The sequence below is a fragment of the Bdellovibrio sp. HAGR004 genome (assembly GCF_055397015.1).
The window spans coordinates 1,645,866-1,667,561 of record NZ_AP029176.1; the positions used below are offsets into that span (position 1 = coordinate 1,645,866).

General features: G+C 46.4%; 29 protein-coding genes. 18 read left to right on the forward strand and 11 right to left on the reverse strand.

From position 1 onward, the window contains the following. Positions 1-5: 5 nt before the first annotated feature. Positions 6-878 carry a hypothetical protein gene (locus ACZ5ZV_RS08310; RefSeq protein ID WP_464120929.1) on the forward strand — a complete coding sequence of 291 codons (873 nt, stop codon included), beginning with the start codon at positions 6-8 and terminating at the stop codon, positions 876-878. Positions 879-1,023: 145 nt separating this feature from the next. Beyond that, a complete protein-coding gene (locus tag ACZ5ZV_RS08315; RefSeq protein ID WP_464120931.1) occupies positions 1,024-1,464 on the forward strand; it encodes a transposase family protein in 441 nt (146 codons plus the stop codon). Positions 1,465-1,540: 76 nt separating this feature from the next. On the opposite strand, the gene ACZ5ZV_RS08320 is transcribed toward ACZ5ZV_RS08315, so the two are convergent. Genes ACZ5ZV_RS08320 through ACZ5ZV_RS08340 form a run of 5 tightly spaced genes read right to left on the reverse strand, consistent with a single transcriptional unit; the run spans position 1,541 to position 3,491 of the window. Next, positions 1,541-1,939: a HEPN domain-containing protein gene (locus ACZ5ZV_RS08320; RefSeq protein WP_464120933.1), complete on the reverse strand. Its 399-nt coding sequence runs from the start codon at positions 1,937-1,939 to the stop codon at positions 1,541-1,543. Continuing rightward, on the reverse strand, positions 1,936-2,262 hold the full coding sequence (locus ACZ5ZV_RS08325; protein ID WP_464120935.1) for a nucleotidyltransferase domain-containing protein: 327 nt from the start codon (positions 2,260-2,262) through the stop codon (positions 1,936-1,938). Before ACZ5ZV_RS08325 ends, ACZ5ZV_RS08320 begins: the two co-directional genes overlap by 4 nt. Positions 2,263-2,268: 6 nt before the next feature. Next, a complete protein-coding gene (locus ACZ5ZV_RS08330) occupies positions 2,269-2,559 on the reverse strand; it encodes a hypothetical protein (protein ID WP_347359705.1) in 291 nt (96 codons plus the stop codon). Beyond that, entirely contained in the window at positions 2,556-3,086 is a 531-nt protein-coding gene (locus ACZ5ZV_RS08335; RefSeq protein ID WP_464120938.1) for a hypothetical protein, read from the reverse strand. Before ACZ5ZV_RS08335 ends, ACZ5ZV_RS08330 begins: the two co-directional genes overlap by 4 nt. A 12-nt stretch (positions 3,087-3,098) precedes the next feature. Further along, positions 3,099-3,491 (reverse strand): helix-turn-helix domain-containing protein, encoded by a 393-nt coding sequence (locus tag ACZ5ZV_RS08340; protein ID WP_347359707.1) that lies wholly within the window; start codon positions 3,489-3,491, stop codon positions 3,099-3,101. A 324-nt stretch (positions 3,492-3,815) separates the two neighbouring features. Between ACZ5ZV_RS08340 and ACZ5ZV_RS08345 the strand changes: the two genes are divergently transcribed. The 12 genes from ACZ5ZV_RS08345 (at position 3,816) to ACZ5ZV_RS08400 (ending at position 12,756) form a co-directional block, all read left to right on the forward strand. Then, a complete protein-coding gene (locus ACZ5ZV_RS08345; protein WP_464120941.1) occupies positions 3,816-4,202 on the forward strand; it encodes a hypothetical protein in 387 nt (128 codons plus the stop codon). A gap of 31 nt (positions 4,203-4,233) precedes the next feature. Next, positions 4,234-5,469 (forward strand): ISL3 family transposase, encoded by a 1,236-nt coding sequence (locus tag ACZ5ZV_RS08350; RefSeq protein ID WP_464117565.1) that lies wholly within the window; start codon positions 4,234-4,236, stop codon positions 5,467-5,469. A gap of 71 nt (positions 5,470-5,540) precedes the next feature. Further along, the gene (locus tag ACZ5ZV_RS08355) at positions 5,541-6,344 is read left to right on the forward strand and encodes a hypothetical protein (protein ID WP_464120942.1); all 804 of its coding nucleotides are present in this window, start codon (positions 5,541-5,543) and stop codon (positions 6,342-6,344) included. Beyond that, complete coding sequence (locus ACZ5ZV_RS08360) at positions 6,329-6,835, forward strand: hypothetical protein (RefSeq protein ID WP_347359709.1); 507 nt, start codon at positions 6,329-6,331, stop codon at positions 6,833-6,835. The genes ACZ5ZV_RS08355 and ACZ5ZV_RS08360 overlap by 16 nt, the downstream gene beginning before the upstream one ends. Positions 6,836-6,848: 13 nt before the next feature. Continuing rightward, entirely contained in the window at positions 6,849-7,136 is a 288-nt protein-coding gene (locus tag ACZ5ZV_RS08365; protein WP_347359710.1) for a TrbC/VirB2 family protein, read from the forward strand. After that, positions 7,133-7,423: a hypothetical protein gene (locus tag ACZ5ZV_RS08370; RefSeq protein ID WP_347359711.1), complete on the forward strand. Its 291-nt coding sequence runs from the start codon at positions 7,133-7,135 to the stop codon at positions 7,421-7,423. Before ACZ5ZV_RS08365 ends, ACZ5ZV_RS08370 begins: the two co-directional genes overlap by 4 nt. Beyond that, positions 7,389-9,542, forward strand: a complete 2,154-nt coding sequence (locus tag ACZ5ZV_RS08375) for a TraG/VirB4 family ATPase (protein WP_464120945.1) — start codon at positions 7,389-7,391, stop codon at positions 9,540-9,542. Before ACZ5ZV_RS08370 ends, ACZ5ZV_RS08375 begins: the two co-directional genes overlap by 35 nt. Then, a complete protein-coding gene (locus ACZ5ZV_RS08380; protein ID WP_464120946.1) occupies positions 9,527-10,087 on the forward strand; it encodes a hypothetical protein in 561 nt (186 codons plus the stop codon). The genes ACZ5ZV_RS08375 and ACZ5ZV_RS08380 overlap by 16 nt, the downstream gene beginning before the upstream one ends. Next, positions 10,074-10,988, forward strand: coding sequence for a hypothetical protein (locus ACZ5ZV_RS08385; protein ID WP_464120947.1), 915 nt, complete (start codon positions 10,074-10,076; stop codon positions 10,986-10,988). The genes ACZ5ZV_RS08380 and ACZ5ZV_RS08385 overlap by 14 nt, the downstream gene beginning before the upstream one ends. Positions 10,989-11,079: 91 nt before the next feature. Next, on the forward strand, positions 11,080-11,520 hold the full coding sequence (locus tag ACZ5ZV_RS08390) for a hypothetical protein (protein ID WP_464120948.1): 441 nt from the start codon (positions 11,080-11,082) through the stop codon (positions 11,518-11,520). A 142-nt stretch (positions 11,521-11,662) separates the two neighbouring features. Then, positions 11,663-11,971: a hypothetical protein gene (locus tag ACZ5ZV_RS08395; RefSeq protein WP_464120949.1), complete on the forward strand. Its 309-nt coding sequence runs from the start codon at positions 11,663-11,665 to the stop codon at positions 11,969-11,971. Then, positions 11,968-12,756, forward strand: coding sequence for a hypothetical protein (locus ACZ5ZV_RS08400; protein ID WP_464120951.1), 789 nt, complete (start codon positions 11,968-11,970; stop codon positions 12,754-12,756). Before ACZ5ZV_RS08395 ends, ACZ5ZV_RS08400 begins: the two co-directional genes overlap by 4 nt. Before the next feature lie 27 nt (positions 12,757-12,783). Here ACZ5ZV_RS08400 and ACZ5ZV_RS08405 read toward each other — a convergent pair whose 3' ends face one another. Continuing rightward, positions 12,784-14,019, reverse strand: coding sequence for an ISL3 family transposase (locus ACZ5ZV_RS08405; protein ID WP_464117565.1), 1,236 nt, complete (start codon positions 14,017-14,019; stop codon positions 12,784-12,786). A gap of 97 nt (positions 14,020-14,116) precedes the next feature. Between ACZ5ZV_RS08405 and ACZ5ZV_RS08410 the strand changes: the two genes are divergently transcribed. From ACZ5ZV_RS08410 to ACZ5ZV_RS08420, 3 genes are all read left to right on the forward strand, one after another. Then, the gene (locus tag ACZ5ZV_RS08410) at positions 14,117-14,467 is read left to right on the forward strand and encodes a hypothetical protein (protein WP_464120952.1); all 351 of its coding nucleotides are present in this window, start codon (positions 14,117-14,119) and stop codon (positions 14,465-14,467) included. Between the two features lie 88 nt (positions 14,468-14,555). Then, complete coding sequence (locus ACZ5ZV_RS08415; protein WP_464120953.1) at positions 14,556-14,828, forward strand: helix-turn-helix domain-containing protein; 273 nt, start codon at positions 14,556-14,558, stop codon at positions 14,826-14,828. Then, the gene (locus tag ACZ5ZV_RS08420; RefSeq protein ID WP_464120955.1) at positions 14,819-16,030 is read left to right on the forward strand and encodes a tyrosine-type recombinase/integrase; all 1,212 of its coding nucleotides are present in this window, start codon (positions 14,819-14,821) and stop codon (positions 16,028-16,030) included. The genes ACZ5ZV_RS08415 and ACZ5ZV_RS08420 overlap by 10 nt, the downstream gene beginning before the upstream one ends. Here ACZ5ZV_RS08420 and ACZ5ZV_RS08425 read toward each other — a convergent pair. The 5 genes from ACZ5ZV_RS08425 to ACZ5ZV_RS08445 form a co-directional block, all read right to left on the reverse strand. Further along, positions 16,014-17,098, reverse strand: a protein-coding gene (locus ACZ5ZV_RS08425) for an IS3 family transposase (RefSeq protein WP_464120956.1) whose coding sequence is annotated in 2 segments (ribosomal slippage) — positions 16,014-16,858 and positions 16,858-17,098 — 1,086 coding nt in all. Because the reading frame shifts where the segments join, the coding sequence is not laid out codon by codon here. The genes ACZ5ZV_RS08420 and ACZ5ZV_RS08425 overlap by 17 nt on opposite strands. A gap of 198 nt (positions 17,099-17,296) precedes the next feature. Continuing rightward, the gene (locus ACZ5ZV_RS08430; protein ID WP_464120957.1) at positions 17,297-17,500 is read right to left on the reverse strand and encodes a hypothetical protein; all 204 of its coding nucleotides are present in this window, start codon (positions 17,498-17,500) and stop codon (positions 17,297-17,299) included. A gap of 97 nt (positions 17,501-17,597) precedes the next feature. After that, a complete protein-coding gene (locus ACZ5ZV_RS08435) occupies positions 17,598-18,647 on the reverse strand; it encodes a DUF7309 domain-containing protein (protein ID WP_464120958.1) in 1,050 nt (349 codons plus the stop codon). Positions 18,648-18,893: 246 nt separating this feature from the next. Then, positions 18,894-19,088: a hypothetical protein gene (locus ACZ5ZV_RS08440; RefSeq protein ID WP_464120959.1), complete on the reverse strand. Its 195-nt coding sequence runs from the start codon at positions 19,086-19,088 to the stop codon at positions 18,894-18,896. Continuing rightward, positions 19,081-19,476 (reverse strand): hypothetical protein, encoded by a 396-nt coding sequence (locus ACZ5ZV_RS08445; protein ID WP_464120960.1) that lies wholly within the window; start codon positions 19,474-19,476, stop codon positions 19,081-19,083. Before ACZ5ZV_RS08445 ends, ACZ5ZV_RS08440 begins: the two co-directional genes overlap by 8 nt. A 413-nt stretch (positions 19,477-19,889) precedes the next feature. Between ACZ5ZV_RS08445 and ACZ5ZV_RS08450 the strand changes: the two genes are divergently transcribed. Next, a complete protein-coding gene (locus ACZ5ZV_RS08450) occupies positions 19,890-21,689 on the forward strand; it encodes a methyl-accepting chemotaxis protein (RefSeq protein WP_464120962.1) in 1,800 nt (599 codons plus the stop codon). Positions 21,690-21,696 lie beyond the last annotated feature (7 nt).

Genomic DNA, 21,696 nt, shown 5'->3' on the forward strand with positions numbered 1-21,696 from the left:
TTTAAATGACCAAACAAATCTTGATGTTCATTATCAGGCTTGCGCTTCTGACTATCGCAGGCCTCGTTATTGTTCCGATGCCGGTAAGGGCATATAGCTTTGACTACACAAGAGCGCCCATCTATCAGTTTCCTCCGCTATCTCAAGACCAAACAAAGCATGATGCCACTAGGGAGTTAATGGATTTTTTAACTCAGGAGTACAAGGCAGTCATCGGCCGAACGCACTACAAGGCTGAATTCGAATGGCTGTTTGACTGGAACATGAGTCCTATTGGCGCTGGATCGAATTACTATGACGGTGTCTTTTCGATAATGCTTTGGGGAGGACTGGTCCGGGCCGAAGGGGCCAGCTTCCAAGTCATTGCTCTAACTCTATGCCATGAGTTTGGACACTATCTTGGTGGGCGACCAAAAGCGCGGATTCTGGATAAGATCAACGGCGACTGGTCCAGCAGCGAGGGACAGTCTGATTGGTTCTCCGCCACCCAATGCTTACCTAAAGTCTATGACCACTTTGCAAGCCGCAATCCCGATCTGTTAGTAATTGAATACCCCCAAGAGACGACTTCTTTTTGTGCTCAAAAGAACAATCCCAGGCGCTGTCAGTGGATCATGTCTGCTGGCATCAATTTCGCCGAACTTGTTCACTACTATCACGATAGACAAGCTGAACGGGTTTCTATCATCAAGCAAGCCCCAGAGGCCCCCGATGAAACCCTTCACACTGCTTACCCTTCGACGCAATGTCGTCTAGACACCTATCGACAAGGGGCCCTTTGCGCAAGCACTAAACGCCCCTTGAGACATCTATCCAACGATGCAAATTGTTTACGTCCACGATGCTGGTTTAATCCAAATGATATCAAGCACAACTAATAAGGAACTCCCTGGGAGCTGAATTAGCGACTGGGAATTGAGATTCTTTGGGGATCTATAGAAATAGAGGGTATTCCGGGTTTTTTGTGGGTAGCGCAGGGCGCATGAGTTGAGGTTGCCCGACTTTTCGGCTTTCAAGTTTACTATGAAAGCTTCATCCGATTTACAGCAGCATTACAGTCTCTTGCTTGGTCTTATCCCGCCGTGGGCGGTCGTCGATGTCGATCTCAACATGGCAGGGAGGCGCGTGGAGATCGAAGTCCAATGGCCTTCCGGGCATCAAGTGGAGTGCGCGGAGTGCAGTCGCTCTTGCTCGATCAAGGACCACCGCGAGGAACGCCGCTGGCGCCATCTGGATACGATGCAATTCCAGACGATCATCAAGTCGCGCATCCCCAGGAGCGCATGCCCCGAGCACGGCGTGAAGACGATCAACGTGCCGTGGGCGGGACCGAACGCTCGATTTACGCTTCTCTTCGAGCGTTTGGCGATCGACGTCATGATCGCCGCCAAGAGCATCAAGGAAGCGGCCAAGCTCCTTACCAGCTCTCGGTTAGCCCCTATCGGGGCGAGGAGTGCAACATAAGGACTCATTATCGGGGAGTTTGACCCGGATAGCCCAGAGCTGACCTAACTAGTTTTGCCCGGTCAGGTCAATCAACCTAGGCTTTCAGTGCCTCAATACACATATTAAGAACGTGGTCAGCGATCTTAAATGCAGCCTTGGCTTTAGCGACAGTCATCGGCTTCCGCTCAGCATCTGGATATCGGTAAATCACCGCATAGATTGTCAGCGTTTTAGCCTTTGAAATATTTTTGGCTAATTTGGCATCTACAGAGTTAACCAGATCAAGTAGTTCAGTCATGTTGTGAGTTTTATGAAATCTGATCTTTTTAAAGGCAAGGTAGCCTTTAACGGCTTTTTCAGCACATTGCTGGGAATGAAAAGCGGAAATGTTTTTATAGCTAGATGACAGCTCTAAAGAGGCTTTTGCCATATTCAGATCGTTGCGAGCATACTTAAACCACTGCTGAACTATCTTAGGTGTTGTTACCGTCATAGTTCTATTTCTTTCCCCGTGTTTAACGCAGTTTCAGGAATTGAACTGAACTCATCCTTCCAGTCTTCGAACTCTTTCTCAGAGTAAATAAAGATGTCAGCAGGAACATTATGTTTTTTATAGATAAGTTCTCTAGCCTTACTCATCTCGTCAATTGAGGACTTCTTAGCGTTAGGCACAACCATCACAAAATCATAATCACTGTCAGCTCTAGCAGTTCCATTGGCACGCGAGCCAAACAAAAAAAGACGCGAAGGATGGTATTCATCCTTCAACGTTTCTTTGATTTGATTGATTAGTTCGTTCTGGTTTACTTTAGTCACAAATACCTATTTGATTTCAACCCAAGTTTTCAATTCTTTCGACGATTTAAGCGCAGAAAGAGCAGATGGATCAAGTTGTAATTCGTTGACGGCCAATGAAAGCTTTTCGACATTCCATTTCGTGCCTTGGTATTGCCCATGGGCAAATTGTACCACGCCGTTATTTTCGCCTAGATTGAAAACATATTCTGGATTTTGCATCGTCATTGCTTCCATACCTGGACGAAGTCCACCTCCGCCACCAGCGTGTGCGAAGAACGGAGCCAAGACAGTAAGGATAATTAAAGTGAATTTCATTGTTGTACCTCCTTGTTGGCATTCGTGCCATTCAGGGCATGAGTGTAAATCTGAGACCAAGAAATCATGATGTCGCCAGTTACTTGTTCTGACTTAGATCTGAATTCTTTCAAAAGAGAGTCCAATTTCCCAATGAATTCCGTTTCAAGCTCTTTTGTTGTCGCAATAGTAAATGTCTCGTACCAGCATTGACCGTTGTCAGTAATTCGTGTGCTGATATTCGCGTTGAGGGTCATGAATTCTGCTGTATTTAAGAATTCGTCAAAATACGCCTTGAATTTTGCGTAATTTTCTTTCGCAGAAAGGCCCCCGTTGGGCAAACGTGCCCAATAGCCTGACTCGATGAGTAGGTCCTGATATTCAAAAGCTTGTTCAACATTAACTCCAACCTTTTCTGCCATCCAGCGAACATCTGCTGAAAAGTCCGACAAAAAGGGTAGGAGGTAAAAGCGAAGGAACTTGTAGTCCTTCCTGAACTTGAGCTTTAGAGCTTCGTCATTTGTTATGACTTGCGTTTGAATCTCCAAAGTATCCCCCAGTTAAATTAACTCTCTCAAAATTTTAGTTTGCTTCTTGGCCTTAGCGCCAAGGTGAGCAACTGCGAAGCCATCAATATATTCAACGATGGCTTCGCGCTCTGTCTTATCGAAAGATTTAACCAATCTTTCGAAGGTATCTCCCGCACTCTTCTTTTCTTCAAGATCCAAATTGTTGAGGCGAGCAACTTCTTTGTTAATGATTGCTTCAACGTCGATATTCAGAGTTTTCAAGATTTCGATAAAGAGTTCAGAGCGCACGTCGCCCTTGCCACGGAAAAAGTGATTCACGTGGCTTGCGGGAACTCCTACTTCATCGGCAATTGCAGCTTGGCTTACGCCAGAGTGCTTTGCAAGCAGGGCGATCTTTTCTGCAAGGCTGAGCGTTTTTCTCATAATTTGTTCGTTTGATTACTTTTTAAGCACATAAGTTTCAAGTTAAAAACATATAATTCTATAAGCAAACATAGAATTTCATGAATACGTATAGCGTAACTATCTGTAATTATTTTGAAAAATATATTTACAAAGATTTTAACGCTGGGTATTTCAGACTCCAGAAAAGAAAAAGCCCATCCTTGAAGGCTTCCACGGCAATGGAAGACAAGGACAGGCAAGGCGCCACGTGAATGGCTAAGGCGGTTCTTAGCACGCTTTGCAGTCTCTCTTCAAGGGATGGGTTCGTAAACAAACCAAAATACCCACTACGAGGAGGGGACGATGCTATTTGCAATCGCCAAGGGCCGTGCTTTGCCCAAAACTAAAATCTCAGGACTTAAAATCCTGGCCGCTACCATTATCGCGAGCCAAGTTGGCTGCGGGGACATTCAAAAAGAAGCCACTATGCAGACTGCGCCGGTGGTTGAAAAATCGACGCGCAGCCAAGGCAATGGAGATGCCAAGTTCAGTTTGCAGGAGCTAGATATCCCGCACCAGTACCAAATTATGGTGTCATGGCCTACTGAAGTAACAAAAGTTGTTATCGAGGATTCTGGAAAACGAATTTTTGAAACAGACTCTGTTCGTCAGTACACGCATCCCATCAAGGACAATACAAAATATGGGTATTCCGAGTTTTTTGTGGGTAGCCCGGCGCGCACGAATTGAATTCGCTTAATTTATGAGCTTCGATTTTCGGATGAGAAATCCATCCGATTCACACCAGTTGTTCGAGCAGCTTCTCGGTCTTGTGCCGCCGTGGTCAGTCACTAACGTCAACCTTGATACCGTAAATCGTCTCGTCGAGGTTGATGTCGAGTGGTCGAAAGGCCACGAGCCGGAGTGCCCCGAGTGCGGGCGATCGTGTTCGATCAAAGATCACCGCGAGGAGCGCAGGTGGCGGCATTTGGACACGATGCAATTTCAAACGATCATTCGCTCACGTGTACCAAGATCAGATTGCAAGGAGCATGGGGCGAAGACAATCAACGTCCCATGGGCTGGTCCGAACTCTCGCTTCACTCTGCTTTTTGAGAGGCTCGCGATTGACGTCATGATTGCCGCCAAGAGCCTCAAAGAGGCGGCAAGGCTTTTAGGGCTTTCGTGGGACCAGGTCCATCACATCCAAAAGCGCGCGGTCGAACGCGGTCTTGAGCGTCGCAAGCTTGATGAGATCAAACACGTCGGTATCGATGAGAAAAGTTTTTTGAAAGGTCACAAGTACGCCTCACTGATGACCGACATCGGTGGTGCACGCGTTCTAGATGTCGTCGAAGGCAGAACACTTGAGGCCACAGACTCACTCTGGCAGAAGCTTCCAGAGGAGACGAGATCCGGCATCGATGCTGTTGCGATGGATATGTGGGACGCCTTCATCACGTCAACAAAGACGAATGCGCCCCAAGCCGACATCGTGCACGACAAGTTCCACATCTCAAAATACTTGGGCGATGCGGTCGACAAAGTGAGGCGCCAAGAGCATCGGGCGTTTATGAAAGACGATGTCGAGACACTCAAAGGTGCGAAATATCTGTTTCTGAAAAACCCCGAGAACATGAGCGATGCCGAGACCTCTCGGTTCAACGAGCTTCGCATGGATAAACTTAAATCAGGGCGAGCGTGGTCGATGAAGGAGATGTTCTCGGAGTTTTGGAGCTACACGTATCAAGCTTCGGCGAGAAAGTTCTTCGACCGATGGTATTGGTGGGCGACGCACTCCAGGCTTAAACCGATGAGCGACGTCGCCAAGCTCATGCGCCGGCATCTCGACAACATCTTGACCTACTTACGCCACCACATCACCAACGCGATGATGGAGGGGTTCAACTCGAAGATCCAATCCATCAAAGCCAATGCTCGTGGCTTCAGAAACTTTGCCAACTACCGAATCGCGATCTTGTTCTACTGCGGAAAACTTGAACTCTACCCGGCGTAAGGGCACAAGAACCTCGGAAGAACCCAAAATATAATTTCCGTGTTTTTTCATACGATGGCGAAAAGCCAGTATTGATCGGTGAGTATGTGGGACTTACTCCTCGGGACTATTCCATTGAGGCATCGACAGAGCTTAAACAGGATTTAAGCATCGACGCTTCTAGAGTATTTTTCAGTAACGAATCTAAAATTCAGACGAATGGTTTTAAGCTCACAGTAAAAGCAGACAAGTTTTATTCCGACAATGTAGAGATCTATTCGTTTCTGGCTGGGGCAAAAGCTCCTCTCGAGACTGATGGTATTTCCGGAGGAGTCGTAGACATTAAAGCAAAAGTAGCCGTGGGCCACTTGCGCGTAAATTTGCGCGGTCAAAATGGTGGCGACGGCCTTGATGGAAAGCCCTGGGATATTCGAGCGGCAACGGGCGGTGCTGGACGCGGTGGTGCCCATGATTGTGCGCGAGCTAGCGTGGGAGGCATCGGAATTGGCGGGCCTCTGAAATGCTGGTGTACGCGTAATCCAGATAACGGTGGCGCTGGTGCAGCTGGTGTTAAAGGACGTGATGGCAGTAGAGCAGGACGAGGCGGAAACTCAGGTGCTTTGTTAGTTGAGATACAAGAAAAAACTGAATTCGTAGTTGAGCCATTTCAAACAGGCGGACTTGCGGGAGTTCCAGGTAAAGGTGGTCCGGGTCAGTTGGGGGGATTAGGTGGCCCTGGTGGTGATCCAAGTTCTTCAGAATGCTCAGGCTCCAGCCCCGGTCCTGAAGGTAAGACTGGCGATAAAGGAATAGATGGCGCCAATGCGCTTGATGGAAATGTGGAATCTCTTTGTATCTCCATCGGTCAAGGAGAAGGAAAATGCCAGGCAAAATAATCAAAGCTTTAAAGTTTTTAGCAGTGGTGAGCCTTTGGCTCTCCGCTCTGAGCATGACTGTTGGATGTGCGACTTCGACCAGAAACAAAGTTTTACGGGATATGGCATTTGGTGCGGCAGCGGGTGCTCTAATTGCTCAAACTAAAAGTGATTATCGCATGACCTACACTGCCATGTATGCGGGGGCAGGGGCGGCCATTGCTGGAGCCGTGAGTACATATATGAATGTTTCAAAAGATGAAGAGCTGCAAATGGAAAATCAGCAACTAAAAACGAAACTCGATCACTTCCAAAAACAGTTGCAACCCCAACTAGTCCAGCAGGGGAACTCGCTGTTTTCGTCTCCTATTCCAAAAGAAGTTTCTGGGTTGGTCGAACCCGGGCAGTGGAAGCGATACAAGCTAGATCAATGGGTGCAAGATCCGAATCAGTCTAACACTTGGTATCGCCAAGTTGAGATGTTCGAAATCATTCCCCCAGTAAGCAAATAGAAGAGGAGCAAATATGAAACGCCTTAAGTACTTTTATTACCTCGCCTGCTCAACACTAATAATTTTTCTAAGTCATCCGGCAGTCGCCTCTCGTCTTGAGGAGGCTGCGCAAAGAGGACAAAGCATTGTTATCTCAGTCGGACAAGTGACGGCGGTCATCGGCATTGTCTTGGGTGGCATAGCTATGTCCATTGGAATGGCAAATCTCGGTCGAATGGTTCTTATGAGTGGTGTGATTGGTGCGGCAGCGACATTCGGAGGACCGGCGATCATTGACATGCTGAAAGAGGTGTTTCGATGAGAGAGCGCAAGACCTCACGAGTCCTCAATGATGAATCTTATTTCTTGGGGCTTTCCTATAACGATATTTCGGGCGCTGGGATTCTTTTGTTGGCTCTTTTGCTGGTCAGTAAAGCTCTTGGAGTTAAGTCGATGTTGTGGGCTTTGATGCTAACGATTTCCGTTTTGGTGATGTTGATCCCGGTTCGCCTCAGATTTCGTCGCAAAATTCTGCGCGACGCTCTCAAGTACGTATTAACGAATGGAGTAAATCATGTTTCAAAAAATCGTCGAAACAAGTCATCTTAAAGATCTGACGATTCATACTCTGGATAATGGCGCATTGATTGCGGGCTTTGAGGTGGATCTCTTTGATGAGGAGGTCTATGGCTTGGATAAATCCGAGGCTATGCTGCAAAGTATTTTGCGAGATTTACCTGAAGGCCGAATTCTTCGAGTTTACTTAAAATCCGAATACACTGTGGATTCTAAGAACGAGCACTCGCGCAGTGAAGCTTTAAGATCCATTGGTTTTATTCAAAATCGTGCCTATGTGTTTTTAGAGAAACCGGCAAAAACGGACCTCTCACTATTGTTTAAGAAAAAGGGGCCGACCGAAAGCTCGGTTTTGACGGATTTCCAAATTCTGAAATCACATGGCGTTCAGGTTAGATCGCTTTCTCAAATCGAAATTGAGTCTATCCTGCCAAAGATCGGCGATGAAGTGGATCATTCGTTTCAGACCTTAGATCTTGGCAGTGAGGCTGTTAGTGTTTTGAGGCTAGTGAAACAGTCTGCCTTTGGGATGGATCTTTCGACTCTTTCACACATTAAAGACGGCCTTGCTCTGCCTTACACAATTTGTTGCACGATAGAGGCAGTTCCCCAAAGCACAGCGGAAACGTTTCTGCGTAGACGATCAAAACAGAATTCTGTCGGCAACGATTTGCAAGAGGCTCGGAAGTATGAAGAAGCTCAATCTGACTTAGAAGATATTAGTCTAAATGGTTCGAAGCTCTTTAGATTCGAATGGCAATGTTTGGTAGCTCGTAATTCTGAAGACTATTTACGCGCAGATCGCGAAGAGCTTAAGCGAAGACTAGAACCATTGGGCGAAATCTATATTGAAAGCGTTGGAGCTTTGGAAAGTTTCAAAAGCTTTTATCCGGGCACGAGTCCGCATTTCAGCATTTTAGAAAAGGACTCAGTGCTTGTAACTTATATGCCCCTAATCAGTCGTGGGGATTCATTGTCGCAGATGAGGATCAGTAAGAAATCGCTGGCACTTCACCGAAAGGATGAGTCACTGACCTATCTCGATGTCTTTGATCCAACTTACGAGTCTTTTTCTTGGTGCATTTTTGGGAGACCTGGGACCGGCAAATCGGTGCTAACCAATGCTCTGAATCGCGCTTTGATTTATGACCCTAGTATCAAAGTCATAAAAATTGACGTTGGAGGCAGTCATTCCCGCGAGACTGAAATGCTTGGCGGTATTGAGAAAACACTCCTATTGAATGAACCAACAGGTATCAATCCATTTGATGTGATCAAAGAACTAGGGCCGACAAAAGAAGCTATTCAGATTATGGCTGGTTTTCTGGAGGTTCTCATTCTTGAAGAAGGGGAAACCAAACTATCGAAGACCATGAAGTCAGATTTGGAGAGATTTATTAGTCTGTATGCAGAGAGCGACAGGAGTGATTACTCATTGCAAGACTTTGTCAGCCAAATGCAGGAACTGCCGAGGAGAGAGTTGTTCAGTCGTTGGGTCGGTTCGGGGGTATATGGCAATGCGTTTGCCACTTCTAATCATAAGGTCGTTAATGACTGGATGGATTCCAAGTTATTGTATTTCAATTTTTCAAAAATTAGCCAGGCTCTTGACCCAGATTATGCTCAAGGGGGACTCGCCGCAGTTATGGCGCAGTTCAATCTTGAAATGCTTAAAACATCAGAACGTAAAAAGCGGATCGTCTTCATTGCGGATGAGACGCCATTCTTTATTAAAAAGTGTTTTTCATTCTTCAATCTCTCTATTGCTAACGTTCGCAAGGAAGGACACGGATTTATCACAGTTGCGCAGAAATCCGCTCACGTCGTCGTTGATGGTGACACTGGGATTCTTGATAACTCACCTAATAAGATTTTCTTTTCCTTAGATGGCGATGAGGAATCGTTTATTGCTAGAACCCAACTGACTTCAGAGAGCGTTGAAAAAATCAAATCACTGCGTCGTCAACAAGGGGAGTTCTCAGAGGCTCTATTTAAAGACTTCCATGGCGAAAGAGTGGTCAAAATCAGGCTGAGTGCAGAGGAATATTGGTCTTATACATCGAAAGATGAAGACAGACGAAAATACCAGGAGCTTAGAAAGGCTTGTCCCAGTCTTCGTCTTGAGGAGATCGTAAGATGCCTTTCTTTGTGATTGTATTCTTATTTTCGTCAACGAGTTTTGCATTCTTAGATTTTCTTGGAGAGCAAGCTAAGAAGGCCACTGAAGTTGCCGCCTATGCAGATGCTGTATCTGAATTGTCGCAAGAATTGGCTCCTGATGAAGACATTAAAACCGGAGCAAAAGATATTCAGAGAAGGTCTGAAGCAGTCCGTAAGGAAAGTGCAAACCTTCGCTATGTCAGTCGAAGTACACAATCAGTCTTAAATGGACCTGATTGGTCGTCCAGACGTCTCGAATCCAATATCCGCAGCACGACTGATTATATTCGCAGATTTAAGCGTCTGATCGGGCGCATCGCCATTCTCGGGAATGAAGGCGCAATCGCCCTCAACACAACTGAGACCAATGTAGCTTTGAATGAAGTGCAAAGAAACCAGCAGACTCTCATTTTGCAGAATGAAGATGCGAGGCTTCGCCAATTAGAAAAGGAAAGTGAAGATTCACGTCAATGGGCGGAGTTTTCTGATCGGCAACGCCGTATTCGTAAAAGTGAGACCGTAAATGGAAAACTTTAGCGAGTTACATAATATTTGCGTGAAGGTGTTTGATTCGGTCGCGCGCACTACCACGGTTTTCATTTTACCGTTGTTCCTGGGGAAGGTGGTTTTTTCGAATATCATGGGAGATGGATCAAAGGCATTTACCGCGCTAAAGGGAGCCTTGATCTACTTTGCTCTGGTTGCTGCATTTCCTCTTATCGTGGAAGTTCTATTTTCTATTCCTGAAGCGTATCTTCCGAAATTCGATTCGATGGTATCTTTCACCGGGGGCGCTCCTGGATGGGAACTCAGTTCCATTCCTTTTAGCTTGGATCGGATTATCGAGGTGATTCTCGCCGGACTGTATTGGGTTGTTTATTATCTCCATGTGTTTTTCATGCTTTTGATGTGCTCAATGGCGCCGATTGTATTTTTGCTAAGTGCGCTTCTTGGTGTGGGACTTGGGCTTGAAATCTTTATGGGGCTTCTTATCGTCGGCAGTTCATGGCCCATCATTTGGTATGGATTTGATCAGGTTCATGCAAGTCTGGTCAATGCGCAAACTGATGCATTCGGAGCGAAATGCCTCGAACTCTTAATCACACTTTTTAAAGGACTCGCACCAGTTAGTTTTGCAAGTCTCGCGGTCAAAAGTCCGGCAGGCAGAGCGATTAGTCAGGCTGCAAGCGGTGCCATCACAATAGCTAAGTGGACAGGGGGCGCCGCTCTCGGCGGGGCATCCTCGGTCCTTCCGATGAATAGGTCCTCAAAATCATCTTATTTTGAAAGAAGTCGCGCGAGCAATAATAAAAACTTCACAGAACAAGGCTGGACCGGTGGAAGCAAAGCAGATCGTCTTCGCAAGGCTCGTCATCAATTTGAAAAGAAAGGACTAAAACGACATGAAAATCCACAGTCGCGAAATCTTCAAGCGTAATTCGCAATTTATTTTGTTTATCGCTACATCAGTACTTTGTCTGATCTCGGTTGCAGTGAACTTAAGAGTTTTATCTAAATCGAGTCGCCCGATGATTATCGGAATTGATGGCAATGGAACTCGAATAGTCACAGACCAAGCAGATCCTATCTATAAAACTGAAGCTGTGACGTTTATCCAAAAGTTCCTTTTCAACGTTTACAACTTTGATTCTGAGAACTTTATGAAACGAATCGGTTTAACAACCACAATGATGAGTGAAGATCTTTGGAAGACTAAAAGAGCTGAAATATTAGATCTTAAAAACAAAGTGGAGCGCGATAGCATCCGTATCAGTGGTCAGATTCAAAAGATGACCCTTGATGATTCTGGCGTTTATCACGGTTTGGTTCTGGTAAAGGAACGATCACGTATGAACGAGCAAGATCATCTTATCGGAGTCTCCATAAAACTTAAAACAGTTTCGCGGACTCAGGATAACCCATACGGTTTGGAGGTGGATTCTTATGAAGAAGCTCCTATTCGTAACTAACTTATTGTTCGTCGTACAATCACTGGCACAAGTTGAGCGCATTCAGTCCACAAGATTTGATCGTAGCCAAGTCATGAGAATTTACCTGGCGCCGGGATTGGGCTCTCTAGTGTTATTCCCGTGTGCTCTAGTGGAGGTTTTCGTGGGTCGTGGTGAAGACTTAAAGGCCCAGATTTCCCCAAGTGATAAAAAGACCCTCTTTCTGAATTTAAAGCTCAACTCATCACTTCCAACAAACATGATTGCCAAGTGCGAGCCAGAAAGAAACGTTTTTGTTTTCGATGTGATTCCTTCAAAGAGTCAGCATCAAGACCTAGTGGATATACGAAATGTATTTGGTCGACCGTCGATGGTGGGCAGCAAGCCAAATGAAGTATCTCAAAATATGCAAACAAAAGGACGCGTCATTCTGAAAAGCCCCGTTCTTGTCGATAAAGGGAGTTCAAAATGATCTATTTTTTTCTAGTATCTTTGGGGTTCGCAGCGGAGCTTCCCGGCGAAGAGGTCTTTGTTGCTCCAATAGTTGGAGAAAGTAAACCTTCTCCGGTCCCTGCACAAACTTCAAATAAAGGACGAGGGGTGAGTCGAAAGCCTCAGTTAGTGAAGAGCAACCTTCCGTCTGAGTATCTGGCCAATTTGGCAAGGCAATCAACCGCGTCGGAATTGGTTGTTCCAATTAAAGGATCAGTTGGAGTCTTTAGAGTGCTGAAGGTTGGCGATAGTTTTGATCTTTATGTAGATCATTCAGTGATTGCCTTCCCAGATGAAAAGGCACCAGTGGTGGCTCAATCGCAATCGGGATCTACCCGCGGGCTTAGATTTATTGGTGAATCTTATCTAGAGCCCAATAGTCGAAGAATATTTATTAACTTCAATCGTGTCGTCCAGGGGGATCACATCTTCTCACTAAAAGGTGTCGGAGTTGCAAGCAACGGTCAACCTGGACTAGGTGGCGAGTATCACTCTCGCGAAGCAGATTATTTCACAGGCGACTTCATTGCGAGTTTCACAGCAGGTTACTTCGATGGATTGGTTCCAAGGAAAACGAACGTCTTTGGCCAAGTAGTTGAGGATTCATCTGTTGATACAGCAGTGAAGAAAGGGCTTTCTAGTGGCGCTTTAAGCACTGCCGATAGATTTCGTGAAAAACTAAAGAAGGTCCCGGAGTTCTCAGAGATCAAAGGTCCTTTTAATTTGAAGATACTAATTTTGGATCAAGCAAAATCAATTAACTAAATTGGTTCTTCCGAGGTTCTTGTGCCCTTACGCCGGGTAGAGTTCAAGTTTTCCGCAGTAGAACAAGATCGCGATTCGGTAGTTGGCAAAGTTTCTGAAGCCACGAGCATTGGCTTTGATGGATTGGATCTTCGAGTTGAACCCCTCCATCATCGCGTTGGTGATGTGGTGGCGTAAGTAGGTCAAGATGTTGTCGAGATGCCGGCGCATGAGCTTGGCGACGTCGCTCATCGGTTTAAGCCTGGAGTGCGTCGCCCACCAATACCATCGGTCGAAGAACTTTCTCGCCGAAGCTTGATACGTGTAGCTCCAAAACTCCGAGAACATCTCCTTCATCGACCACGCTCGCCCTGATTTAAGTTTATCCATGCGAAGCTCGTTGAACCGAGAGGTCTCGGCATCGCTCATGTTCTCGGGGTTTTTCAGAAACAGATATTTCGCACCTTTGAGTGTCTCGACATCGTCTTTCATAAACGCCCGATGCTCTTGGCGCCTCACTTTGTCGACCGCATCGCCCAAGTATTTTGAGATGTGGAACTTGTCGTGCACGATGTCGGCTTGGGGCGCATTCGTCTTTGTTGACGTGATGAAGGCGTCCCACATATCCATCGCAACAGCATCGATGCCGGATCTCGTCTCCTCTGGAAGCTTCTGCCAGAGTGAGTCTGTGGCCTCAAGTGTTCTGCCTTCGACGACATCTAGAACGCGTGCACCACCGATGTCGGTCATCAGTGAGGCGTACTTGTGACCTTTCAAAAAACTTTTCTCATCGATACCGACGTGTTTGATCTCATCAAGCTTGCGACGCTCAAGACCGCGTTCGACCGCGCGCTTTTGGATGTGATGGACCTGGTCCCACGAAAGCCCTAAAAGCCTTGCCGCCTCTTTGAGGCTCTTGGCGGCAATCATGACGTCAATCGCGAGCCTCTCAAAAAGCAGAGTGAAGCGAGAGTTCGGACCAGCCCATGGGACGTTGATTGTCTTCGCCCCATGCTCCTTGCAATCTGATCTTGGTACACGTGAGCGAATGATCGTTTGAAATTGCATCGTGTCCAAATGCCGCCACCTGCGCTCCTCGCGGTGATCTTTGATCGAACACGATCGCCCGCACTCGGGGCACTCCGGCTCGTGGCCTTTCGACCACTCGACATCAACCTCGACGAGACGATTTACGGTATCAAGGTTGACGTTAGTGACTGACCACGGCGGCACAAGACCGAGAAGCTGCTCGAACAACTGGTGTGAATCGGATGGATTTCTCATCCGAAAATCGAAGCTCATAAATTAAGCGAATTCAATTCGTGCGCGCCGGGCTACCCACAAAAAACTCGGAATACCCACTAAATTAATGGAGGTAAAAATGGAAGAACAAAAAACAGCTGAAAAAATATCCGAGAAAAAGGCATCCCAGCTAAAGCGTAAATATGTTCTGAAGAAGCTCGACGCTGACGCTGCAAAGCTTCTTCAGTCTTTAAAGGACAAAGCCAACAAAAAGACATTCGGCCGTAAAGTTAGAGACTCAGAAGTTATTAGTCTAGGTCTATCACTAATTAATTCGGATCATATCCAGAATTTGCAGAATCAGACGTTCAGTGAAAAAGATCGTCTTCATATTGCTCATGAGGAGTACCAGAAGACCAACGGCAAAATTACTATGGATCAATTTATCGGCAAGCTTCTCAAGGGGGAAGTTTCAGTCCGTCACAACTAAAACCACCCTCTTTGATTTGCATCTTTGACTCGCAGGGTGAATTACCAAAAATTGGGTTCATAAGTTGCCCGAACCCAAGGAGAGATGTATGAATATATTAGACCAAGCTTTGGCACTTCCACTGGAAATTCAGCGAGACGATGCCGAGTTTAAACTTAGATCTTTGATAATTAAAAGATGGCTTAGAACTGATGAAGTTGGTTTGTATCTAGGAATCACCCCAGGTGCGGTCCGTGTGATGGCGCACCGGGGACAATTAAAGCCAAGGAAGTATTGCGGACGCAATTACTTTAGCCGTGAAGAAATCGACGGTCTTATTGAAGCCTCCAATCCAGATAAACGGAGGATAAGATGGCGATAAGAGCAAAAGAACTAGATGGCAAAACCTACTATGAAGTATCAGTAAATATCAGAAGTAAACTCGTTCCTGAACTGCGCGTTCAGAAAATGCGAAACCGAATTAAGACAATGAGAGAAGCTCAAACTATTGAGCGAGAGCTACTTATTGAATGTTCGGCGGAGCTGGCTAGACGCGAAGGTTCTGGAATCACTTGGGGCGAGGCAATTGAAAAATGGGAACTCGCCCATAAAAAAGGAATTCTTGGTTCCCGAAAACTACAGGCAACGACAATTTGGGATAATGTGGCAGCTTTACGAAAGTTCACCGAAAAGCTTTTGGATAAAACCTGCCAGGAGATTTCTCCAGCTGATATTCGCAATGCGCTTTTGGTAATGCAGAATGATGGCTATTCTAAAGGTCGCCTTAAGACAGTTAAATCGGCGGTCAGTGTCGTGTTTAAGTGGGGAATCGAAGAAGGAATCATCCGAGGAGTTCACCATTCACCTTCCGTAGGAATTGAGCTTGGCCGTATGGTCAATGAAAAGCCACCGCAGATTTTATCTTTGGTGGAGATTCAAAAGCTCTTGGATGTGGCAAGGGGGATGGACCATGAGTGGTATCCAGTTTGGGCAATGGCTCTTTGTACCGGAATGAGGTCCGGGGAGTTAATGGCTTTGGAGTGGAACGATGTTGACATGGAAAATAGACTCTTAACAGTTTCAAAATCCTACAATGGAAGAATGAAGCTAGTTAAGTCCACGAAAGCGGGCTACTGGAGGAAGGTTCCAATCAACAGCGAGTGCGAGGCGCTTTTAGTAAAGCTTCGTGCGACCGCGACGGATCAACATGTGCTTCCACGAATCAATCAATGGAGACGGGGAGAGGCGGCAAGAATACTTCGCGAGTTTTGTGAAGGCATTGGCATCACGTCCGTGAACTTCCATGCTCTGCGAGCTTGCTTTGCGACTCATCTGCTGAACGCAGGGATTACGTCACCAGTGGTGAAGAAGATTTGTGGATGGACCGACGAAAAGGTCATGACCAGATACATTCGCTTGGCGGGTGTTGATGTGTCAGGAGCAACGGAGAAATTGAATTTTATCCGTCCTGAATCGGAGGTAAAACAGTTGGTCAATTTGAACGATTTTAGAGTCACAAGTGAGGTTCCCCCTTTATCTGGAAGAGGGATTTTTGAGTCTCGACGTGTTATGCGGGTAGCATAGCCTGCATTTCCAATGCAAATTGTTTTGGTGTTTTCATTCCAATTCCGCTGTGTGGACGTTCTTCGTTGTATTCTTTTCTCCATCTCTCGATGATGAAGCGTGCATGATCAATACTCATGAAGGCATGGTCGTTCAAGCACTCGTCCCGGAAGCGGCCATTGAATGATTCAATAAACGCATTCTGTATGGGCTTTCCTGGCTCAATAAATTCAACTTCAACTCCACGAAGGTATGCCCATTCAAGCAACGCCTTCGACTGAAACTCTGGGCCATTGTCGCAGCGAAGACGCTTGGGTAAAACTCCAAGGCTATCTAGATACCTAGTGATGCGACTTCCCGAAATCGAGTGCTCAACGAGGATGCCAGGACTTTCCTTGGTGAAGTCATCCACCAGGGTAAAGCAGCGAATCCGTCGTCCCGATTCAATTCTGTCGCTAACAAAGTCCATTGACCAAACCTCGTTGGGTGCAGCGGCCTTGGGTCGCGGGAATCTCAAGACAGATCCCATCTTCTTTTTCTTACGATTCTTAAGTTGCAATCCCAAGAGCCCATAGATTCGCTCTGTGCGCTTGTGATTCTTAACGAGGCCTTCTTTACGAAGAAACCAGTGCAATCGTGGTGAGCCGTAGCGTCGATGTTTTGCAGCTAACTCAAGCATACGTTCTCTTAGTGCAGAATCGTCCTGCTGTGTGCACTCATAGTCCAGCGTGGATCGATTCAGGCCCAAAACACGGCAGGCTCGCGCCTTTGAAACCTTGAACTGATCGACAACGATCGTTGCAGCAGTTCGCTTGGCTTTGGGCCCTACCACTTTTTTGAATTCACTTCTTTCAGAATTTGATTGTCGAGAGATAGGTCGGCCACGAGTTTCTTCAGTCGCAGGTTTTCCTGCTCAAGTTCCTTGAGTCTTTTGGCTTCGGAAACTTCCATTCCGCCAAATTTTGATTTCCAGTTGTACAGAGTCTGCTCGTGAACGCTGAGTTCGCGGCACAGGTCCTTGGGCTTTTCGCCGGCTTCCCAGCGCTTCAGGGCTTTGATGATTTGTTCTTCGGTAAATCGCTTCTTCATAAGCTCTCCTTTGTTCTTTTGACACGGAGAGACTCAATTATCAAGCTTCCTAGTTTATTGGGGGAACCTCAGCTCCGCTAAGAACAGCAAGAGCAAATCTGGCAATTTTGGGCCCATTGCCTGTCGATAAAGAGTCTTCGAGTTCTTTTCTGATGTCGTCTTTATTTGGCTTTTCGCCTTCTGGTGTGCTCTCTAGCATTACTTACGTCGATTGTATGGGCTTTGATTTGTAGGCTTAAGGGATATTCCCTCTTGCGATGCTCTGGTGCGAACAGCATCTTCTGTTCGTCCAATCTTTAATCCAATCACGCGTGTTGGCGTATTTTGCTTCGCCAATTCTTTTACTTGTTTTACCTCTGATGCAGTCCAAGTTTTACCACTATTTCTATCGTACTTTGCCATGGAGCCCCTCCCTATGGCTGAAATTAAGGCAAATATGGGACGGGCAATTGCATTGTCAAGGTGGGACCTGAATTTTTCTCAGAAACTGAGAGTTTGGTTACAGAGCACCACTTTTGCCAAAAATATGCTCCTTAAACTCCGGCATACTCTCCAGCTCCGAAACAAACGTCATAACATCCAACTTAATCGCCATGGGATCCAGATTCATCTTAAGCCAATAGTCGTCCATGGTGATGCCCGCCGGAATATATTCATGCTCTAACATCTTTTGCATAAGCAGATCTTTCATCGCAAGCATTGGATCTTGTTCTGGCGAAATCATCTCAACGCCGACGGCAAACCCGGTTCCTCGTTCCACAATGGCAAGCATCTTTGGATAGAAAGGCCGATCGTTTGCGGCGACAGGGGATGGTAAATAGAACTGAGTGACCTCCCAAACAGAGTTTACGATCTCAAGATTTTTTTGTTGTACCTTCTTTAGAAGTAGTTCATTGATTCGCGCGGAATCACCCTCAGGATCAAAGCCTTCGCGGTTCCCGAGTTTCCTAGGCCCCATCCATTCGATTTTCCATCCACGCGCTTTCTTAACAAAAACTGGAACCGTCTGACCTGACTCTCCGAAGGCAAAGTCAGGATCATCCATGACGTTTTCAAGCATCTGAGGAATGACTTCGATGGCTGTGACAAGACCAGCGGCTTCATTTTCGTTGATGAACCAAGGCGGGCATCCGGGCTTAATGCTTCGGATGAATGGCCAGGCTTTGTTAGATGCAGGTTTGTACTTGCAGCTTTCAAATACTGTCAGGTCCTCAGGCTGCATGACTTTCTTTTCAGTAAACTCAACAAGGAGTGAATGTTGACGAAGTCGGAACTCAGGATCATCAAAGTCATCAATCTGACTTAACAGACGGTTATAAAATCTGAACCCGTCAAATCCACGATAAATGCAGATCCCATACGTCTGCTGGGCATTGCCCATTATGCAAACGAAATAGATTTCTTTAGTCTCGGGTATCTCGACTCCGAAAAGTTCTTCATCGGTCATCCATTTCCAAGGGGCAAGGCGGTACAGATTAGTTACGGAGTGAAGAAGCTGGGATAAGACTTCGGGTTTAATTGTAGGAGCTTTGGGGAATACTCTGTCCATAGATTAACCTTGGCTGCGTTGGCGAGGGTTTTTGGTGAGTGGAATCTCTATTAACGTCTCTTTGATTTCATTAATGACTTTACGATCAGCCTTTTTCAAGGGATTACTTGATCTGGGCCCAGTTGTTATCTTGTAGCGATTGTTTAAGTGCCTCGACAACATTAGCGTTTGGGATCAAATCCAGTTCAGATATTTGAACTTTCTGAACTTGCCATTGGTTGCCTTCAAGATGGCCGTAAGCAAACTTCACAAGCCCATCTTTCTGTCCCATGTGGAATACGATTTCAGGGTTTTCAAAACTCCACCACCACCAGTGCCGCCGAAGAGGTCATAGCTTGGACGAGCAGAGAAGTTTTTCATAAGAACGCCGCCGCCGTGGGTGCTAGCAAAGGTAGCTGAAGCAAATAAAGTAGAGAAGATCAGTGTTGTTAGTTTAAGCATTTGTTGCTCCTTTCCCATCGTGGGACTGGGTTGCGGTAACGGCTGTGAAGCTTGCAAGATAGATATTGTCAATTTGATCTCTGGAGAGCGCTTTCGACTTCTCATCTGCTTCAAAAATAGCTTGGTTAATTTTCTCGTACATTTCAGCAACAATCTGAATGTTTGACGCGAATGATGCAAATCTTAATGCGCCACGTGCGGTTTCATTGAGGTGATTTAGTACCTGTCGGGATATTAACGCGTGGTCTTCCATGCGTTTTGCTTTTGACTGATTGGAATCTGGCAAAACCAAGGTCTCTTTAGCCTTCTCGAAGCCCTTATTGGTCCGCTTTAGCAGTCCCAGGACAATAAGGCCTTCAAGAGCTTCTGTGACTGTATCGACAGTCAATCCAGTTCTCCCAGAAATCCATAGGGCCGAGCCAATAGAATATGGAAGGTCGAAGGAATCAAAGATGATCCACCAGTCTGTATTTTTTCTGTAGTTCTCTAAAGCGCCAGCGTAGCTAATGGGACCTGCGGGAGTTCCCGAAGCTAAAATGAGCTACGTAATACTGAAAACTCTGCTTTTTCCGCTTTTTGGGAACAACTTCTTCTTGGACCTATAGCTACACTCTGCTTGCACAACTCAGAATAAAAATCTCCACATGATCCCCATCATCCTTTCCCTCTATTGTAGTGAGACCAAGGTACGAATTTGTCGCTGTTAAGATTGTGTCAAAAATAGGGGGATCCTAGCATCGGTGAATAGAAGCTCTCGGGTCTACGCATTTATCGGAGCAGATCTACTCTGCCAGAGGTTGTATGCGCTTAAGTTTGAAGTGGAAAATTATTGGTTTGGTGGGGTTGCCGTTAGTGACCTCTTGCATTTACGGAGCTTTATATCTTTTGGGGGATTGGCGCATTCTCAGGCAGGCCAACGAGTTGGTTGAAAATGGAAAATTTATCGAGGTCAATTCAGACCTTATTCACGAGATTCAGATTGAGCGGGCGCAAACGGCGCTTTATCTGGGCGGAAAAATCACGGTGTCTCAGTTGGAAGAGCAGCATCAACGTGTTCTCGACAAGTGGAATGCTGTCGCCAGCCAACTTCAGAAGGTTCAAGTTGAAAGCACAGCAGCCCGCATTTTTGCAGACGTTCAAATGGATCTCGCGAAGTTCAGAGACCAAGTGCGCTCAAAGTCGATAGAGCCACCAGAGGCGACCCGGCAAATCACGAACCTGATTGCTCAACTTATTCAGACGGATATTCTGGTTGCTTCAGATGAAACTCTGAATGGTATGGAAATGAGTCTTCTTAGTTTGGCGATGTTAGAGATGGGTAAGGAATACGGAGGACGGCTGCGTGCCGGTATGTTGAATGTTCTATCCTCCAATCGATCTCTTTCCGCTCAGCAAGTTTCACAGTTAGAAAGCTTGCGCTCAGGGATTCATGTCAATCTCGACTCACCAGCCATGATGATTTCCCCAAAGGCCAAGGAGCAACTGCATGCCTTTAAGCAGTCTGCAGAGTGGGGTTTAGTGCAGGAACTTTATGCCAAGGTTGTAAATAAAGCGACAGAAGGGAACTATAATGAAGACCCTCAGAAGTTTTACCAAATGATAACCAAGGCCTTGAACTCACTGGGAAGCATTGTGAAATTTGAGGTTCATCAGGTTGATAGTCAAATTCAGACGCTGCATACGCAGATGCTCCGCTCTTTTGGGTTTACTTTAGCGGTTATCATGGTGCTTTTGGTTGCGGTTGTGATTCTTGCTGTGATCATGATTCGCAGTCTTACCAAGGCATTGCAACAGACGGTGGGCAGTTTGGCAGAGTCGGCTGAAACCATTTCATCTGGAAGTCAGCAGTTGACATCGGCCAGTCAGCAAGTCGCCAGCGGCGCCGTGGAATCCGCCAGCTCGTTGGAAGAAGTGGTGGCTTCGATGGAAGAACTAAATAGTATTGTCACCCAGAACTCTCAGCGAGCCAAGCATGCTGCGGAATTGTCCAAAGAAGGACGACGGGTGGCTGAGAGTGGAAAGACGGAGATTGAACTATTGATGGCGGCAATGAGTGAAATCGCGCAAAGCTCCAAACGAATCGAAGAGATCATTAACGTCATTGATGATATCGCATTTCAGACAAACCTTCTGGCTCTCAATGCGGCGGTGGAAGCCGCTCGTGCCGGAGAGCAGGGGAAAGGCTTTGCGGTTGTCGCGGAGGCTGTTCGCTCTCTGGCGCAAAGAAGTGCTGTCGCCGCTAAAGATGTCGCCGGGCTTATTCAAGACAGTGCCGTAAAGGTGGGGGAAGGAACAGCAAGAGCCGACTCCAGCGGCGGAGTCCTGACTAAGATTCTTGCGACTATCGGAAATGTCTCGCAGATAAATACGGAGATTGCTCATGCCAGCGAAGAGCAGGCGATGGGGCTCAGTCAAATCAGCAAAGCCATTAATGAGCTTGATTCGGCCACCCAACAAAATGCCTCGGCCGCAGAAGAGGTCTCGGCTTTTTCTGATCAGATGAGTCACCAGGCGGTGGGAATACATGATTTGGTAAAGGCTTTATCGAGTCTGGTCGAGGGGGATGAGGAAGTGCCTCCGGCTTCGGATATACCCGCTTGATCAGTCG